This window comes from Streptomyces hyaluromycini, from assembly GCF_002217755.1.
In the GTDB taxonomy this organism is placed as follows: Bacteria; Actinomycetota; Actinomycetes; order Streptomycetales; family Streptomycetaceae; genus Streptomyces; species Streptomyces hyaluromycini.
In genome coordinates, this window is sequence record NZ_BCFL01000016.1 from 443,128 (window position 1) to 458,812 (window position 15,685).

Consider the following 15,685-nt stretch of genomic DNA (forward strand, 5'->3'; position numbering starts at 1 on the left):
CCCACTGAACTTCTCCGTGACCTCGTCGACTCCGGTTCGACTTGAAGTCACGAACTGTTGAATATACGCAGAGAAATCCCCCGAGCGCAATTGCTCGGGGGATTCTTCGTATAGCCGACCGGTTCAGAGCAGCACGTCGGACAGCTCCTCAAGGAGCCGCCGCTTGGGCCGGGCGCCCACCATCGACCTCACCGGCTCGCCGCCCCGGAACAGCATGAACGTCGGCATCGACAGCACCTTGTAGGCGTTCGTCGTCTCCGGATTGGTGTCCACGTCCAGCTGCACCACCTTCAGCCGCCCGCTCTCCTCCGCCGCGAGGGCCGTGAGCACCGGTCCCATCTGCCGGCACGGCGGGCACCAGTCGGCGGTGAACTCCACCAGCACCGGCAGTTCCGCCCCGATCACCTCCGCCGCGAAGTCCGCGTCCGTCACCTCGGCCACACCCGCCGCCTTGATCATTGCCCGGGTCCTCCCAGTTCGCAGGTCGGCTCCGGACCCCCCGGAACCAGCGCCTCGACGGCCAGCACGTCCCGCGCCCGCTCCGCCCGCTCCAGCTGGACCCCGACCTTCGCCCGCACGGCCTGCAGCTCGCCGATGAGCGAGTCCAGCTCGGCCAGCTTGCGCCGGTAGACCGCGAGCGACGCCGGACAGGTGTCGCCCTCCGGATGCCCGGCCCGCAGACACTCCACGAACGGCCGGGTCTCCTCCAGCTCGAACCCGAAGTCCTGCAGCGTCCGGATCTGTGTGAGCAGCCTCAGATCGCTCTCGTCGTACGTCCGGTGACCGTTCCCGGCCCGCCGCGCGGGCAGCAGCCCGCGCGCCTCGTAGTACCGCAGGGCGCGCGTGGTGGTCCCGGCCCGTGCGGCCAGCTCGCCGATTCGCATACCTGTGACCGTAGGACTTGACGCCGACGTCAAGGCAAGCTCGGCTCGACCCCCGCGGACTCCTCGACCTCCAGCAGCGAGGCGCTCTGCCGCTCCTCGTCGAAGGCCTTACGCCCGCCCCGCAGCCCGAACAGCCGCTTGGCGAGGGCGATGTAGAGCACGGCGAGGATGTTCAGCACGAGAGTCACGATCTTCAGATAGCTGACCTTCTCGGTGAGTTCGTAGATCTCCAGAGGCAGGAAGGCGGCGGTGGCGACCACCGTCAGGTACTCCGCCCACCGCTTGGCGTACCAGAGCCCGACCGCCTCGACGAGTTCTATCAGCGCGTACGCCAGCAGCAGCCCGGCCACCAGCAGCAGCGTGGAGTGCTTGTAGCCGAACGCCTTCTGGATCGACCCGACGACCGGTGAGTGGTCGAGGTCGTAGTGGAAGTGCCTGAAGACCGGCCGGAACGTGTCCAGGTACTCGTTGAAGAGCCTGCGCACAGCGTCCTGGCTGTTGCTGAACTTCCACACCGCGACCGCGACCAGCACGATGAACACCCCGCGCACGGCACGCTCGATCGCCAGGAAGCGCAGGATGAACAGGTCCCGCAGCACCTTCCCGCGCGGTACCAGCGGGGCGTCCCCGGCCGGTCCCGAGCCGTGCGGCTCGCCGAGCACGAAGTCGCCGCAGCGCAGACAGCGCCAGGCCTCCCCGACCGCGGTCTGGCTGTGCAGCCGCACCCGCAGCCGCGGATCGTCCGGGGCATAGGTCACATGCCCCTTGCGCGCGCAGTGCCGACGGTCCCAGTCGATCGCCATCCCCCGTGCCTCCCAAATACCGACGTGCCGTTCCCGTTGGACAGGAACGGCACGTTAGTGGATACGGCTGACAGGCGTGGCCGAGGGGTCGGCGCGGCCGCCGGCGGTGAACCATGCCTCCGGGCGGCTGGGCAACGGGGGGAGTTCCCAGCCGCCCGGAGAGCGGTGGCCGGACGGCCGGCCCGGGTTCAGGCCGGGCCGGACGTCCGGCGGTCCTTCGGAGGAAGCCGGACCTGGGAGCTAGGCCTTGGCCAGTTCCTCGCGCTGCTCGGGCAGTTCCGGCGTGCCGGACGCGCCCTCGTCCAGCAGCGTCGTCTCGTCGAACGGCAGCTCACCGGCGAGCACCTGCTGCATCCGGGCCTTGTCGATGTCCTTGGTCCAGGTACCGATCAGGACGGTGGCGACGGAGTTGCCCGCGAAGTTCGTCAGGGCGCGGGCCTCGCTCATGAAGCGGTCGATGCCGACGATCAGGCCGACGCCGTCCACCAGCGCGGGCTTGTGCGACTGCAGACCTCCGGCCAGCGTGGCGAGCCCGGCGCCGCTGACGCCGGCCGCACCCTTCGAGGCCAGCAGCAGGAAGAGCAGCAGCGGGATCTGCTCGCCGACCGACATCGGCGTACCGAGGGCGTCGGCGATGTACAGGGACGCCATGGTCATGTAGATCATGGTGCCGTCGAGGTTGAAGGAGTAGCCGGTCGGGACGGTGATACCGACCACGGCCTTGCTGACACCCAGGTGCTCCATCTTCGCGATGAGCCGCGGCAGCGCGGACTCGGAGGAGGAGGTGGACAGGATCAGCAGGAACTCACGGGCGAGGTACTTGAACAGCGTGAGGATGTTCAGTCCGGCGACGATCCGCAGCAGCGCGCCGAGCACGACGAAGACGAACAGCACACAGGTCACGTAGAAGCCGAGCATCAGCACGGCGAGACTCTTGAGCGCGTCGAGCCCGGCGGACCCGACGACGGCGGCGATCGCACCGAACGCACCGACCGGCGCGGCCCACATGATCATGCCCAGGATGCGGAAGACGAGCCGCTGGATGTGCTCGACACCGCGGAGCACCGGCTGGCCGACCGATCCCATGGCCTGCAGCGCGAACCCGGCGAGCAGCGCGATGAGCAGCGTCTGCAGCACCTGGCCCTCGGTGAAGGCGGAGACGAAGGTGGTCGGGATGATCGACAGTACGAAGTCGACCGGGCCGAGCGCCTCGGAGTCGACCTGGCTGTGTCCGGAGGCCTTGAGGGCGTTGGTGAGGTGCAGCCCGTCGCCCGGGTGCAGGATGTTGCCGACGACGAGACCGATGCCCAGCGCGACCAGGGACATCACCAGGAAGTAGCCGAGCGCGATACCGCCGACGGCACCGACCTTGGCGGCCTTCCGCACGGACCCGATCCCGAGCACGATCGTGCAGAAGATGATCGGCGAGATCATCATCTTGATGAGGTTGACGAAGCCGGTCCCGAGCGGCTTGAGCTCGACTCCGGTGTCGGGCCAGATGAGGCCGACCGCGATACCGAGGGCGACCGCAGCGATCACCGCGATATAGAGGTAGTGGGTGCGGTCTCTCTTAACAGCGGGTGCGGCTGGTGCCGCAGGCATCGTCGTCACGGCTCGCCTCCTTGACGTCTTCGTCGGTATGACCGGCGTGCGGCTCACGTCCGGGGGATGGGGGGGTGGGGTGCGGCTCACGAGGGCGGGAAGTGATGGCCGGAACCGAATGTCCGGCTTCCGTTCGTTCCTCGCTGCGGTGACTATCCTCCTGCCGTGTGAGGGCGGTCACCCTTCCGTTCATTGAGTTCATGCCCGACCCGGAAGGCACACTGCTGACATGCGTTTTCCGTCCGTCCCCCGCCCCCGCAGCCTGGCCGGCCAGCTCTTCGCCATGCAGGCCGTGCTGATAGCGGTACTGGTCGCCGGTTACGCGCTGTTCACGTACGTCAGCGACCGCCACCAGGCGGAGGAGGCGGCGACCCGGCAGGCGACGGCGGTGGCACGGTCGGTAGCCGACGCCCCCTCGGTCCGCGCGGCGATCCACACGAAGAACCCTTCGGGGCTGCTCCAGCCCTATGCCCTCCAGGTGATGCGGGACACGGACGTCGACTTCGTCACGATCATGACCCCGGAGGGCATCCGCTGGACCCACCCCGACCAGAACGAGATCGGCAAGCACTATCTGGGCCATATCGAGGCGGCCCAGCACGGCCAGACCCACAGCGAGACCTACAAGGGCACCCTCGGCGCCTCGGTGCGCACGGTGACCCCGGTGTGGGAGAACGGCCGGGTGATCGGCCTGGTGAGCGCCGGCATCAAGGTGGAGGCGATCAGCCAGCGCGCCCAGGAGCAGGTGACGGCGCTGCTGGGGGTGGCGGCGAGCGCGCTGGCGCTGGGCGCGCTCGGCACGTACGTCATCAACGCCCGCCTGCGCCGGCACACCCACGGCATGAACGCGGCGGAACTGAGCCACATGCACGACTACCATCAGGCGGCGCTGCACGCGGTGCGCGAGGGGCTGCTGATGCTGGACGGCCAGTACCGGGTGGCGCTGATCAACGACGGGGGTCGGGAGCTGCTGGGGGTGGGCCCGGAGGGGGAGATCATGGGGCGGTCGGTGGCGGAGCTGGGGCTGCCCGCGCCTCTGACCGGCGCGCTGCTCGCCTCCGAGCCCCGGGTGGACGAGGTGCACCTGACGGCGGACCGGGTACTGGTGGTGAACACGTCGCCAGTGTCGGGCGGAGAGCGCCGAGGAACGGTGGTCACCCTCCGGGACGTCACCGAACTCCAGTCCCTGATGGGCGAGTTGGACTCGGAGCGAGGCTTCACGCAGGCCCTGAGGTCCCAGGCCCACGAGGCGGCGAACCGCCTGCACACGGTGGTGTCGCTCATCGAACTGGGCCGGGCGGAGGAGGCGGTGGACTTCGCGACCGCGGAGCTGGAGCTGGCGCAGGCGCTGACGGACCAGGTGGTGGCCGCGGTCAGCGAACCGGTCCTCGCCGCCCTGCTGCTGGGCAAGACCGCCCAGGCGAACGAGCGGGGCGTGGAGCTGGTGGTCTCGGACGAGAGCCGGCTGGATGACGGTTTGCTACCGGAGAGCCTGTCGGCGCGCGATCTGGTCACCATCCTCGGCAACCTGATCGACAACGCGGTGGACGCGGCCCAGGGGACGGTAAGGGCGCGTGTGACGGTGACCGCGTACGCGGAGGACGCCGAGTTGGTGATGCGGGTGACGGACACGGGTGCGGGGGTCGACCCCGCCCACGCCGAGCTGGTCTTCCAGCGCGGCTTCTCGACGAAGCCGGCGGGACCGGGCGGGCGGGGGCTGGGGCTGGCCCTGGTACGGCAGGCGGTCGTACGGCTGGACGGCACGCTGACGGTGACGGAGGCGCCGGAGGGCGGAGCGGTGTTCGAGGTACGGCTGCCGTTGCGGGCGTCGGTGGCGGGAGGCGAGGCCTGATGACCGGGGAGCCGATCAGAGTCCTGGTCGTCGAGGACGACCCGGTGGCCGCGGACGCGCATGTGATGTACGTGGGCCGGGTTCCGGGGTTCGTGGCGGTGGGCAAGGCGCACACCGGGGCGGAGGCGCGGCGGATCCTGGACCGTACGCCGGTGGACCTGCTCCTCCTTGACCTGCACCTGCCGGACGTGCACGGCCTGCAGTTCGCGCGGTCGCTGCGGGCGGCGGGGCATCAGGCGGACGTCATAGCGGTGACGTCGGCACGGGACCTGGCGGTGGTGCGGGAGGGGGTGTCACTGGGGGTCGTCCAGTACGTCCTGAAGCCGTTCACCTTCGCGACACTCCGGGACCGGCTGACCCGGTACGCGGAGTTCCGGGCGGCGGCGGGCGAGGCGAGCGGCCAGGACGAGGTGGACCGGGCGCTGGCGGCACTGCGGGCGCCGTCGCCGGCGGCTTTGCCAAAGGGCTTGAGTGCGCCGACCTTGGAGCGCGTGACGTTCGCGTTGCGGGAGTCGAAGGAGGGGCTGACCGCGGCGGCGCTGGCGGAGAGCGTGGGGATCTCGCGGATCACGGCCCGGCGGTATCTGGAGCACTTGGTGGAGGCGGGGCGGGCTGGGCGGAGTCCGTTGTATGGGCAGGTGGGGAGGCCGGAGTTGGTTTATCGGTGGGGGCGGGGGGAGGGGCGACGGTGAGCGTCTCGGCCAGGGCGCGGGCTTCGGCGGCTTCGGCGGGGGCGTTTCCGACGGTGAAAGCGTCGGCGGCCAGAGCGTAGTGGGCACGGGCTTCGGCGGGGCGCAGAGCGTACCTGTAGGCGAAGGCCAGACCGCACAGGACCTGACCTGCCCCGTACCAGTCCTGGAACTCGAGGTAGATCTCCAGGGCCTTGCAATATGCCTCGATCTCATCCCCTACCCGGCCTGCGGCCAGCGAGGCCATGGCGAAGCTGTGCCACGCCCTGGCCTCGCCGTATCGGTCCTCGACGGCCTGGAAAAGGTCGCGGGCCCGGGTGAGGGTCTCAACGGCCTCGCCTGCCCGGCCCGCCGTCTGCAGGACGATTCCCAGATTGACCCACGCGTCGGCCTCGCCTGCGCGATCCCCTGCTGCCCGGCACAGGTCACCGGCTCTGGTGAGGGTCTCAACCGCCTCCTCTGCCCGGCCCGACTCCTGCAGGACGATACCGAGATTGACCCACGTGCTGGCTTCTTCGACCCTGTTCCCGGCAGCGTTGTGGAGGTCACCGGCCAGAGTGAGGACGCCAACCGCCTCCTCCGCCCGGCCCACCGTCTGCAGGGCGTTGCCGAGGTTGTTCAACGCGATGGCCTCGCGGTATCGGTCCCCCGCGCGGCGTGCTGCCCCCAGCGCGGCACCGCAGACGCTGATCAGGTCATCAAAGTACCGTCGCCGGGCAAGGTACTCCGCGAGGAACTCGGCCAGCTGCACCGCCATGCCCGCGAACCGCTTCTCCTGCGCCCACATCACCGCCGCCACCAGACCTGCCCGCTCCCTGTCCAGCCACGCAAGCGCCTCCGCCCGGTCCGCGAACCGCTCCGGCACCGGTGTACCCGGCAGCCCTCGGAAGCGGTCGTTGGCCGCCTCGGCCAACTGGCAATAGAACGCCAGCACCCGGTCCCGGGCGGCCTCTCCCTCCGCGCGTAACCCCACGTCCTGCGCCACGACAGCCGCCCCGAACGCCCGTACCAGGTCGTGCAGTCGCCACTGTCCTCGCCCGGTCCCCCGCTCGACGAGGTGCGCACGAGCCAGCGTCCTCAGATTCCGCAGCGGCGAAGCCTCGGCCCCCGTGAGCACTGCGACCACCTCGTCACTCACCTCAGGCCCAGGCGCAAGAGCAAGCAGACGCAGCAGCCGGGCCTGCTCGGACGGCAGACGGCGGTACGACAGCTCGAAGGCGGCTCGGACGCTGCGCTCCCCGTCGTCGAGGTGGAGGAGCCTGTCGTATGAGGACTCAAGGCCTTCGACGAGTTCCGCGACCGGCATGCCACGGTCCTCCGCCAGCAGGGCGGCCGCGATCTGGAGGGCCAGCGGCAGGTGCCCGCACAGGTCGGCGAGTTGTGTGGCAGCCTCGACGTCGTCCGCCACGCGGCTGTCCTCAAGGTTGGCGTTTCGCACCGCGAGATCGATGAGTTCTATTGCGTCTTCGGGGGTGAGCTGATCCAACGGCATCAGGCGGGCGCCGAGTTGGGCCAGTCGGTCGCGGGAGGTGACCAGCACCCGGTGCCGGCTGTCCCCCGGCAGTAGCGGCCGTACCTGATCCGGCGACGACGCGTTGTCGGCCAGCAGGAGCACCGCACCCTGTTCGCGCGTCCGCTCGGCGAGCACTGACCGGTAGAGAGCCGCACGGTCGTCGGTCGTGGCCGGAATGTGCTCCGGCGGCACTCCGAGGGCCCGCACCAGGGACTGGAGGGCCTGATCGGCGCTGACCGGTTCCTCGTCGTACCCATGCAGGTCGACGAAGAGCACCCCGCCCGGGAACCACCCGTTCCCACACGCCAGGTACGCGGCCTCGACGGCAAGTGCGGTCTTGCCGATGCCGCCCAGTCCGGACACGGCGGTGACGAGAACCGCGGCGGAGTCATCGAGCGCCCGCAGCAGTTCGGCGATCTCCTCGGCCCGCCCGGTGAACCCTCCGGGCCTCGGCGGCAGCGAGGCCAGTACCTCTGGTGCGGCAGCGGCCCCGCGCTGTTGGATCACGACCTGGAGGCCGACCACCTTGTCCAGGAAGACCCCACCGCTGAAGTCGGCGTGGTCACCGCCGTACCAGAGCGCCCCGCTGCCCGGCGCAAGCCGCTCCATTGCGGTCGCGACGGCACCCGCGGCCTGCGGATCGTCGGCGAGCAGCTCCGCCACCCGCTCGCCCCAGCCCCGTAGCACCTCCCGCCCGTCCGGACCACCAGCCGCCTCGGCGAGCAGCTCAGCCGACGCACCCGGGCCGCGCTCCAGCCGCCGCGCCAGTTCCGCCACCGCCCGCCGCCCGGCATCCCCACCCGCGCCCTCGGCCAGGGCCGCCAGCAAAGCCGATAAAGCCGCTCTCATGCGCCGATCCGTCCCCCGGTGCCCCCTGCTGCATGGGCATCAACGGTACGGCGTCAAGCGGGCGTCCGCGCCGGTCTCGCCGGCCTCATGTACAGGAGCACCTGCGCCCCGAGCCCCACCACAGCGAGCGCCTCCAGCACCGACAGCCCGACCAGCAACCCACCACGGTCCCCGCCCGCCCAGAACACCACCAGCGCCGCCAACGGCACCGCGCAGAACGCCGTCAGATCGATCACAGCCTGGATCATCTTGCGGGTCCGCCGCCGGACGTCGCTCCGGTGGTACGCCTCCCAGCCGAAGGTACTGAAATCGCTGTCTGCGGCGGCCAGTTGCGCCAGCCTCGGCCCCAACTCGTCCCGCACATAGAGCCCGATCGCCGAGATCTTCTCGTCGTTGACCAGGTACGTCCACCCGAGCACGACACACACCGGCGGCAGCGCCAGCAGCATCGACGCCTGCTTCGCCTGCGCCGCCGCGGCGATGACGGCGGCCACCACGCCGAGTGTCACGTACAGCAGATTGTCCCGGAACCCGATCCGCGCCTTCTGCTCGTCCTTGATCGTCTGGTACTCGGCGAGCAGCAGCTGCCCGACGGTGACCCCTTGCTCCGGCATACGGCTCTCCCCCACCCGACGGGCCGACTCCAGCCGGTCGACCATACCCCCGCCGATCTGCTCCTAGCCCGGCACGCCCCAACAGGCCGATGCGCCGTACGACTTGGCGCTACCGTAAACAAATGCCCGCGAAGCACCCGCGTCCCACCGCCGCAGCCGTCGTCCTCACCGCTCTGCCGGAGGAGTACGACGCCGTGCGGGCCCATCTCGTCGACGCCGAGGAGATCGTGCACCCCAGGAGCGGCACCCGGGTCGAGCTCGGCCGGCTCGCGGACACCGCCTGGACCGTGGCGCTGGCCGAACTGGGCGTGGGTGCCCTGACCGCCGCCTCGCTCACCACGCAGATCGTCGACTGGCTCGACCCCGAGGCGGTGCTCTTCGTCGGAGTCGCGGGCGGTCTCAAGGACGACATCGAGATCGGTGACGTCGTGGTCGCCACGAAGGTGTACGCCATCCATGGCGGCAAGCAGACACCGGAAGGCTTTCAGGCACGCCCCGAGGTCTGGCAGGGCTCGCACCGGCTGGTGCAGGCGGCGCGCTCGGCCCTGCGGGACATGCCGGACGTACGTGGGCACCGCAAGGCGATCGCCGTCGGCGATGTCGTCCTGGCCGACGACAGATCGGCCTTCGCCGCCCACATCCGCCACCACTACAACGACGCCTGCGCGATCGAGATGGAGGGCTCCGGCGCCGCCCACGCGGCCCACCTGAACGGGCAGTTGGACGCCCTGGTGATCCGCGGCATCAGCGACCTCGCCAACGCCGACAAGCACACGGCCGACGCCTCGGGCTCGCAGACACTCGCCGCCGAACGGGCCGCGTCGGTGGCGGTGGGGGTCCTGCGCAAACACCAGCCCCGGGAGTCCTCCGACTCCGAGGAGGATCCCCAAGTACGGTACGGCGGCGACCACATCGACTTCAGGGGCGGCACCTTCCACGGCCCCGTCATCGGCAAGCAGACCGGACGCTAGCGGCAAGGTCACGGCCCACGGCCCGGTCCCCCAGGCGACGGCCACCCTGCCGCCGCGCCCGCTGGGCTTCACCGGCCGCTCGGCGGAGCTGGACCGCCTGCTCCCCCATCTCGCCCCAGACACGGCTGACGAGGACGCCCTCCCCCTCCTCATCTTCGCCGTCACCGGCATGGGAGGCATCGGCAAGACCGCGCTGGCGGTGGAGGCGGGGCATAGGGCGCGCGCGAAGGGGTGGTTCCCCGGCGGCACGCTCTTCGTGGACCTGCGCGGCTACGACGACGCCCCGGTCACCGCCGACCAGGCGATCCTGGCCCTCCTCGACGCTCTCGGCGTCCGGGGGACAGATCTGCCGCCGACCACGGAACGCCAGTACGACGCCTACCGCGCGCTCCTCGCCGATCAGCAGGACCGGATGCTGCTGATCCTGGACAACGCCTCGGATCCCTCCCAGTACCTCCCGCTACTGCCGGGCACGGACCACCACCGCGTGCTGATCACCTCCCGGGACCGCCCCGACGCCCTGCCGGTACGCCTCATCGACCTCGAGACACTCGATCCGGACGACTCCGTCGCCCTGGTCAGCCGGGCACTGTGCGACACCGACGAGCGGGACGACCGTCCCACCCGTGAACCGGACGCCCTACGCGAACTGGGCGACCTCTGCGGCCACTTGCCTTTGGCCCTCCAGATCGCCGCGGCGATGCTGCGCCGACGCCGGCACCGGAGCATCGCCTCGCTGGTCGCCGAGATCAAGGAGACCGGGGATCCGACCACCGTCCTCGACAACGGCAGTCGCGGTACGGATCAGTACGGACGTTCGCTCGTCCTCCGGCCTGTATTGGAGACCTCGTATCGCCGGCTGCCTCCTGATCAAGCTCGGTTGCTGCGCCTGCTCGCCCTTGCACCGGGTGCGGAGACCGGCACGGAGGCGGTGACCGCACTGGCTGACCTGGACCAGGAAACGGTGCTGTCCTTGCTGGAGGACTTGGCCGCCACACATCTCGTCACGCCGGTCCGGGACGGCGAGGGGGCGGCTTCGGTGATGCGGTGGCGGTTGCATGACCTGGTGCGGGCGTACGGGGTGAGTGTGGTCGCGGGAGATGTGAGGCTGCGGATGGAGGGGGAGGCAGCGCGGGAGAGGGTGCTGGGGTTCTACTGCCGGTGGGCAGGGGCAGCGGATGCTCGGTTGCGGTGGCTGCCGAGGATGGTGGAGCCGGAGCGCTTCAGGGATCGGAGTGCGGCGTTGGCGTGGTTTGACGGGGAGCGGGCAGGGCTGGTGGCAGCGGTCGGGTGGGCTCGGGAGGAGCGGTATGCGGGCGCGGCGGTACGGCTGGCTCTGCGGCTGGGGGAGTATCTCGACTGGCGACGGTATTTCGACGACTGGATCACCGTGGCCGGCGCCGCGCGGGAGGCCGCCCACCGTGCCGGGGACCGACGTCGCGAAGCCATCGCGTCGGGCCATCTCGGGCTCGCCCTGGGGGAGGTGGGCCGGGTGGAGGAGGCGATCGAGGCCCACACCCACGCCCGCGACCTGCACCGGGATACCGACGACCGCCACGGCGAGGCCAGCACGTGGAACAACCTCGGCATCGCCCTCCATGTGGCGGGCCGAGTGGAGGAGGCGATCGAGGCCCACACCCACGCCCGCGACCTGCACCAAGATGCCGACGACCGCCACGGCGAGGCCAGCGCGTGGGGCCATCTCGGGCTCGCCCTAGGGCAGGTGGGCCGGGTGGAGGAGGCGATCGAGGCCCACACCCACGCCCGCGACCTGCACCGGGATACCGACGACCGCCGCGGCAAGGCCAACGCGTGGAACAACCTCGGCATCGCCCTGCGGAAGGCGGGCCGGGTGGAGGAGGCGATCGAGGCGTATGTCGAGGCTTTGCGCGTCTATCAGGAGTTCGGGGATTGGTACGGGGCTGGCCAGGCCCTCTTCAACCTGGCCCTCGCCCACGAGACCGCCCAGCGCTCGGCCGACGCGCGCGCCTGCCTACTCCAGGCAGCCAACGCCTACACCCGCGGCAACGCCCCCACCCAAGCCGCCCAAGCCCGCGCCTGGGCCGCCGAATTCGCCTAGCCCCCTCACCACCCCCGAGCCCCCCGCCCCGGCAACACCGCCCACATCCGCGTCCCACCCCCAGGCTCCCGCCCCTCCCCGAACCCCCACTCCCCCTCACACGCCCGCACCACGCACCCCAGCACCCGCAGCGCGGCCCGCCTCCGCACCTCGCAAGCCTCCGCGACCCGTGGGTGACGATGCCGAGGATGCCCGTCGTAGAGGATCACCCGCAGCGCGTCCTCCCGGTACCGCAGCGACACGTACACGTCCTCCCCCGGCGTGAACCGACACGCACACGCGGCCAGTTCACTCACCACCTGCACGGCCGCGTCCGTCAGCCCCTCCAGCCCGTGCACCTTCAGTACGACCCGGGTGGCCGCCCGCGCGACCCGGCAACTGGCCGCCCCCGCAGGCAACGTGAAGCTGTAGGCGAGCGTGTCCGGGGACGGCGCCGCCATCTCCGAGACCTCGTCAGTGGCGATGGGACAGGACGTAGCCATGAGTAACTCCTCTTCATCAGACGGGACTTGAGAGGCCGACCCGACCCCACCGGTGGCCTGTCGCGCGAACCTGGGCAGGCTCGCGCGATGCACTTCCGGTGACGTCGATCCGTAAGCGACCCGTCACCGACTGTAGAGCATTTGAGGAGTACACGTACTACTCTCTACGGAACCGGCCGGTGGACCAACCCCCCGCCGCAAGGCAGACTGACCCCGTCAACAGCCAGCCGCGAGGGACCACATGCCGCCGAGAAGCACACCGACGGAACGCCAGCGCCGCCTCGGCGAGGAGTTACGCAGGATGCGGATCGCGGCCGGGATGACCACGGAGTACGCCGCCGGCCTGCTGGCCGTACCGCGCACCAACGTGCCCAACATGGAGTCCGGCCGCTCCGGCATCAGCCCCGAACGCGTCCGCACCCTCGCGGACAACTACGGCTGCACGGACCAGGCCCTCGTCACGGCACTCGCAGCCATGGCGGGCAGCCGCGAGAAGGGCTGGTGGGAGTCGTACCGGGGGCAGCTCCGCGACGGCTTCATGGACATCGCGGAACTGGAGTGGCACGCCGAGGGGCTGCGCATGGCGGTTACCGTGCACATGCCCGGACTCCTCCAGACCGAGGAGCACGCACGCGCGGTCTTCGGCGCCGTCTTCCCGCCCCTCGCCCCGGCCGACATCGACCTGCGCACCGCCCACCGCATGGACCGGCAGCAGGTTCTCGACCGCGCCGAGCCCCCTGCCCTCGACGTGATCCTCCACGAGGCGGCCCTGCGTATGGAGTTCGGCGGGCCGAAGGTGGCGAGGCGACAGCTCGACCACCTGCTGCGCATGTCCGAGCGCGACAGCGTCACCGTTCGGGTCATCCCGTTCAAGGCGGGCGGCTTCCCCGGCGCCGGGCAGTCCGTCGTCTACGCCGAGGCCGCCGTACCCCGCCTCGACACCGTCGAACTGGACAGCACCCACGGTCCCGAGTTCATCGACACGGAGGCACAGCTGGGCAAGTACCGGGCCCAACTCGACGCGGCCGCGGGCGTGGCCCTCGGCGCCGACGCCTCCCGCGACTTCATCCGCACGCTCGCCGACGACCTCTAGGAGCACCCCGTGCCGGACATCACCTGGGAAGAACCCTTCTGCGGCGAGGGAGCCAACTGCTTCCGCCTGGGCACCGACCCCCAAGGCAACGCCTACATAGCCGTCGCGGGCCAGGAGGACACCTACCTCACCGACACCCGCGAAGCCCTCCGTGCCCTCGTCCGCGACATCAAGGCCGGCAGAGCCGACCACCTCCTCTAGCCGCCCAGCCCCTCACTCGCCCCTCTCCCCCTCCAACACCCCCGGCCGGAACGGCTCCACCCCGACCACCCGGCGTACCCTCACCGGCTCGATCAGCAGCATCACCCGCCGCTCTCCCGGCAGCAGCCACGGGTACCGGTCCTCCCCGATGTACTTCCGGGTCAGCCGGTCCATGGACCGCTCCGCCTCCTCCCCCTCCACGAACCGCACCACCCGCCCCCGGATCTCCACCCGGTCGTAGGGGTTGTCCGGGTCGTGGTGCGAGAGCGAGACGGCGGGGTTGCGCCGCAGGTTCTCCTCCTTCACGCGGCCGATCGCCGTGTTGACCATGACGTGGTCACCTTCGAGGTCCACCCACATGGGCGACACCTGCGGCACACCGTCCGCCCCGACGGTCGCGAGATGCCAGAAGTTCGGCGCCAGCAGCCGCTCACGAACGTGCTCGTCCAACCTGCCTGTGCGGTCCACGGAATACATAGGGGCATCCTCGCCTCGTCCCTGTCCCAGCAAACCAGCAAACCAGCAAACCAGCAAACCCCCGCAGACTCATTGACCTGACTAGACCACTCCACTTACCTTCACACGGCAAGAGAGACGAACCCCCAGGCCACAGTGCAGTGGCCGCCGAGGAGGTCGTGCCCGTGCGCCCCACCGCCGTCAGCATCCTTGCCCTCTCCCTCGTCACCGCCGCCGCTTCCCTCACCGCGTGCGGCAGCGGATCCGGGAGCAGTCCCGACACCGTGAAGATCTCTTTCAAGCAGTCCACGGACAACTCCATCAAGGTGATGGACACGTATCTCGCGGACATCAAGAAGCAGTTCGAGAAGGAGTACCCGGGGAAGAAGGTCGAGCTCGTTCCGATCAAGGCCCCGGACTCCGAGTACTACACGAAGCTGCAACAGATGCTCCGGTCGCCCCGGACCGCTCCCGACCTGGTCTACGAGGACACCTTCCTCATCAACTCCGACATCACCAGCGGGTATCTCAAGCCCCTCGACTCGTACCTCGCCAAGTGGCAGGACTGGGGGCAGTTCGTCGACACCGCCAAGGCGGCCGCCCAGGGTGAGGACGGGAAGACGTACGGCGTCCCGGACGGGACCGACACCCGTGGGCTCTGGTTCGACAAGCGGGTGTTCAAGAAGGCCGGGCTGCCCACCGACTGGCAGCCGAAGACCTGGGACGACGTGCTCGCCGCCGCCCGGACCGTCAAGGAGAAGGTCCCCGGCGTCACGCCGCTGAACGTCTACACGGGCAAGCCCGTCGGCGAGGGTGCCACCATGCAGGGCTTCGAGATGCTGCTGTACGGCACCAACGACGGGACCACCGACCCGCTGTACGACAGGACGAGCAAGAAGTGGATCGCCGGGAGCCAGGGGTTCAAGGACGCGCTCTCGTTCGTCGAGACCGTGTACAAGGACAAGCTGGGGCCGGACGTCTCCGACGCCCTCGACCCCAACTTCGGCACCGCCGTCCGCGGTGAACTCCTCCCCCAGGGCAAGCTCGGCATCGACCTCGACGGGTCCTGGCTGCCGCAGGACTGGCTGAAGGGCAGCGGGCACGAGTGGCCGGACTGGTCCAAGGACCTCGGCCTCGCCTACATGCCCACCCAGCACGGCCAGGCCCCCGGCCAGGTCAGCATGTCCGGTGGCTGGACCTGGTCCATCCCCAGCAAGGCGGCCAACCCCGACCTCGCCTTCGACTTCGTCAAGACCATGCAGACCAAGGCGAACGCCCAGAAGTGGTACATCGCCAACTCCGGGATCGCGGTACGCAAGGACGTCGCGAGCGATCCGTCGTACACATCCGCCCAGCCGGGCATCAAGTTCTTCACCGACCTGGTCGCCAGTACCCACTACCGGCCCGCCTACCCGGCCTACCCGAAGGTCTCCACCGCCATCCAGGAGGCCATGGAGAGCGTGACGACCGGTGACGCGTCGGTCGACAAGGCGGCGAGTACCTACGATTCGACGCTCAAGGACGTCACCGGCAACCAAGTGGTCACCCAGTGAGTCAGGCAGTGCGTCAGGCAGTGCGCCAGCCAGGGGAGCGGTC

The 15,685-nt window shown here is 70.0% G+C and carries 14 protein-coding genes and 1 pseudogene; 7 read left to right on the forward strand and 8 right to left on the reverse strand.

Annotation, left to right across the window (positions count from 1 at the left end; genetic code table 11):
- Nucleotides 1-123: 123 nt before the first annotated feature.
- The 4 genes from SSP29_RS02005 to SSP29_RS02020 form a co-directional block, all read right to left on the reverse strand.
- On the reverse strand, nucleotides 124-459 hold the full coding sequence (locus SSP29_RS02005; protein WP_089098697.1) for a thioredoxin family protein: 336 nt from the start codon (nucleotides 457-459) through the stop codon (nucleotides 124-126).
- Nucleotides 456-884, reverse strand: a complete 429-nt coding sequence (locus SSP29_RS02010; RefSeq protein WP_089098698.1) for a MerR family transcriptional regulator — start codon at nucleotides 882-884, stop codon at nucleotides 456-458. The genes SSP29_RS02005 and SSP29_RS02010 overlap by 4 nt, the downstream gene beginning before the upstream one ends.
- A 29-nt stretch (nucleotides 885-913) precedes the next feature.
- Nucleotides 914-1,687 (reverse strand): DUF2127 domain-containing protein, encoded by a 774-nt coding sequence (locus SSP29_RS02015; protein ID WP_089098699.1) that lies wholly within the window; start codon nucleotides 1,685-1,687, stop codon nucleotides 914-916.
- Nucleotides 1,688-1,927: 240 nt separating this feature from the next.
- Nucleotides 1,928-3,289 (reverse strand): cation:dicarboxylate symporter family transporter, encoded by a 1,362-nt coding sequence (locus SSP29_RS02020; RefSeq protein WP_089099763.1) that lies wholly within the window; start codon nucleotides 3,287-3,289, stop codon nucleotides 1,928-1,930.
- 229 nt (nucleotides 3,290-3,518) lie between these two features.
- On the opposite strand from SSP29_RS02020, the gene SSP29_RS02025 reads away from it, so the two are divergent.
- Both SSP29_RS02025 and SSP29_RS02030 read left to right on the forward strand, forming a co-directional pair.
- Nucleotides 3,519-5,141: a sensor histidine kinase gene (locus SSP29_RS02025; RefSeq protein WP_089098700.1), complete on the forward strand. Its 1,623-nt coding sequence runs from the start codon at nucleotides 3,519-3,521 to the stop codon at nucleotides 5,139-5,141.
- Entirely contained in the window at nucleotides 5,141-5,833 is a 693-nt protein-coding gene (locus tag SSP29_RS02030; protein WP_089098701.1) for a response regulator, read from the forward strand. The genes SSP29_RS02025 and SSP29_RS02030 overlap by 1 nt, the downstream gene beginning before the upstream one ends.
- A gap of 232 nt (nucleotides 5,834-6,065) precedes the next feature.
- Here SSP29_RS02030 and SSP29_RS02035 read toward each other — a convergent pair.
- Together SSP29_RS02035 and SSP29_RS02040 are read right to left on the reverse strand one after the other, a co-directional pair.
- Nucleotides 6,066-8,192: pseudogene (locus SSP29_RS02035) on the reverse strand (tetratricopeptide repeat protein); the annotation flags it as partial.
- A 53-nt stretch (nucleotides 8,193-8,245) separates the two neighbouring features.
- A complete protein-coding gene (locus tag SSP29_RS02040; RefSeq protein WP_089099764.1) occupies nucleotides 8,246-8,806 on the reverse strand; it encodes a hypothetical protein in 561 nt (186 codons plus the stop codon).
- Nucleotides 8,807-8,928: 122 nt separating this feature from the next.
- Here SSP29_RS02040 and SSP29_RS02045 point away from each other — a divergent pair, with 122 nt between their 5' ends.
- Both SSP29_RS02045 and SSP29_RS02050 read left to right on the forward strand, forming a co-directional pair.
- Entirely contained in the window at nucleotides 8,929-9,777 is an 849-nt protein-coding gene (locus SSP29_RS02045) for a 5'-methylthioadenosine/S-adenosylhomocysteine nucleosidase (protein ID WP_089098702.1), read from the forward strand.
- Nucleotides 9,778-9,946: 169 nt separating this feature from the next.
- Entirely contained in the window at nucleotides 9,947-11,857 is a 1,911-nt protein-coding gene (locus SSP29_RS02050) for a tetratricopeptide repeat protein (protein ID WP_150133398.1), read from the forward strand.
- A 5-nt stretch (nucleotides 11,858-11,862) separates the two neighbouring features.
- Here the strand turns inward: SSP29_RS02050 and SSP29_RS02055 are convergent, their stop codons facing one another.
- Nucleotides 11,863-12,339, reverse strand: a complete 477-nt coding sequence (locus tag SSP29_RS02055; protein WP_089098704.1) for an ATP-binding protein — start codon at nucleotides 12,337-12,339, stop codon at nucleotides 11,863-11,865.
- A gap of 241 nt (nucleotides 12,340-12,580) precedes the next feature.
- On the opposite strand from SSP29_RS02055, the gene SSP29_RS02060 reads away from it, so the two are divergent.
- On the forward strand, nucleotides 12,581-13,432 hold the full coding sequence (locus SSP29_RS02060; protein WP_089098705.1) for a helix-turn-helix domain-containing protein: 852 nt from the start codon (nucleotides 12,581-12,583) through the stop codon (nucleotides 13,430-13,432).
- A 9-nt stretch (nucleotides 13,433-13,441) separates the two neighbouring features.
- A complete protein-coding gene (locus tag SSP29_RS02065) occupies nucleotides 13,442-13,633 on the forward strand; it encodes a hypothetical protein (RefSeq protein ID WP_089098706.1) in 192 nt (63 codons plus the stop codon).
- 12 nt (nucleotides 13,634-13,645) lie between these two features.
- Here the strand turns inward: SSP29_RS02065 and SSP29_RS02070 are convergent, their stop codons facing one another.
- Entirely contained in the window at nucleotides 13,646-14,110 is a 465-nt protein-coding gene (locus SSP29_RS02070; RefSeq protein ID WP_089098707.1) for a PPOX class F420-dependent oxidoreductase, read from the reverse strand.
- Between the two features lie 158 nt (nucleotides 14,111-14,268).
- Between SSP29_RS02070 and SSP29_RS02075 the strand changes: the two genes are divergently transcribed.
- Nucleotides 14,269-15,642, forward strand: a complete 1,374-nt coding sequence (locus SSP29_RS02075; RefSeq protein ID WP_438363771.1) for an extracellular solute-binding protein — start codon at nucleotides 14,269-14,271, stop codon at nucleotides 15,640-15,642.
- The last annotated feature ends 43 nt before the right edge of the window (nucleotides 15,643-15,685 follow it).

Excerpts from the sequence above, each read along its gene's own strand:
- SSP29_RS02005 (WP_089098697.1), bottom strand. The coding sequence starts at position 459 with ATGATCAAGGCGGCGGGTGTGGCCGAGGTGACGGACGCGGACTTCGCG.
- SSP29_RS02010 (WP_089098698.1), bottom strand. The coding sequence starts at position 884 with ATGCGAATCGGCGAGCTGGCCGCACGGGCCGGGACCACCACGCGCGCC.
- SSP29_RS02015 (WP_089098699.1), bottom strand. The coding sequence starts at position 1,687 with ATGGCGATCGACTGGGACCGTCGGCACTGCGCGCGCAAGGGGCATGTG.
- SSP29_RS02020 (WP_089099763.1), bottom strand. The coding sequence starts at position 3,289 with ATGCCTGCGGCACCAGCCGCACCCGCTGTTAAGAGAGACCGCACCCAC.
- SSP29_RS02025 (WP_089098700.1), top strand. The coding sequence starts at position 3,519 with ATGCGTTTTCCGTCCGTCCCCCGCCCCCGCAGCCTGGCCGGCCAGCTC.
- SSP29_RS02030 (WP_089098701.1), top strand. The coding sequence starts at position 5,141 with ATGACCGGGGAGCCGATCAGAGTCCTGGTCGTCGAGGACGACCCGGTG.
- SSP29_RS02040 (WP_089099764.1), bottom strand. The coding sequence starts at position 8,806 with ATGCCGGAGCAAGGGGTCACCGTCGGGCAGCTGCTGCTCGCCGAGTAC.
- SSP29_RS02045 (WP_089098702.1), top strand. The coding sequence starts at position 8,929 with ATGCCCGCGAAGCACCCGCGTCCCACCGCCGCAGCCGTCGTCCTCACC.
- SSP29_RS02050 (WP_150133398.1), top strand. The coding sequence starts at position 9,947 with ATGGGAGGCATCGGCAAGACCGCGCTGGCGGTGGAGGCGGGGCATAGG.
- SSP29_RS02055 (WP_089098704.1), bottom strand. The coding sequence starts at position 12,339 with ATGGCTACGTCCTGTCCCATCGCCACTGACGAGGTCTCGGAGATGGCG.
- SSP29_RS02060 (WP_089098705.1), top strand. The coding sequence starts at position 12,581 with ATGCCGCCGAGAAGCACACCGACGGAACGCCAGCGCCGCCTCGGCGAG.
- SSP29_RS02070 (WP_089098707.1), bottom strand. The coding sequence starts at position 14,110 with ATGTATTCCGTGGACCGCACAGGCAGGTTGGACGAGCACGTTCGTGAG.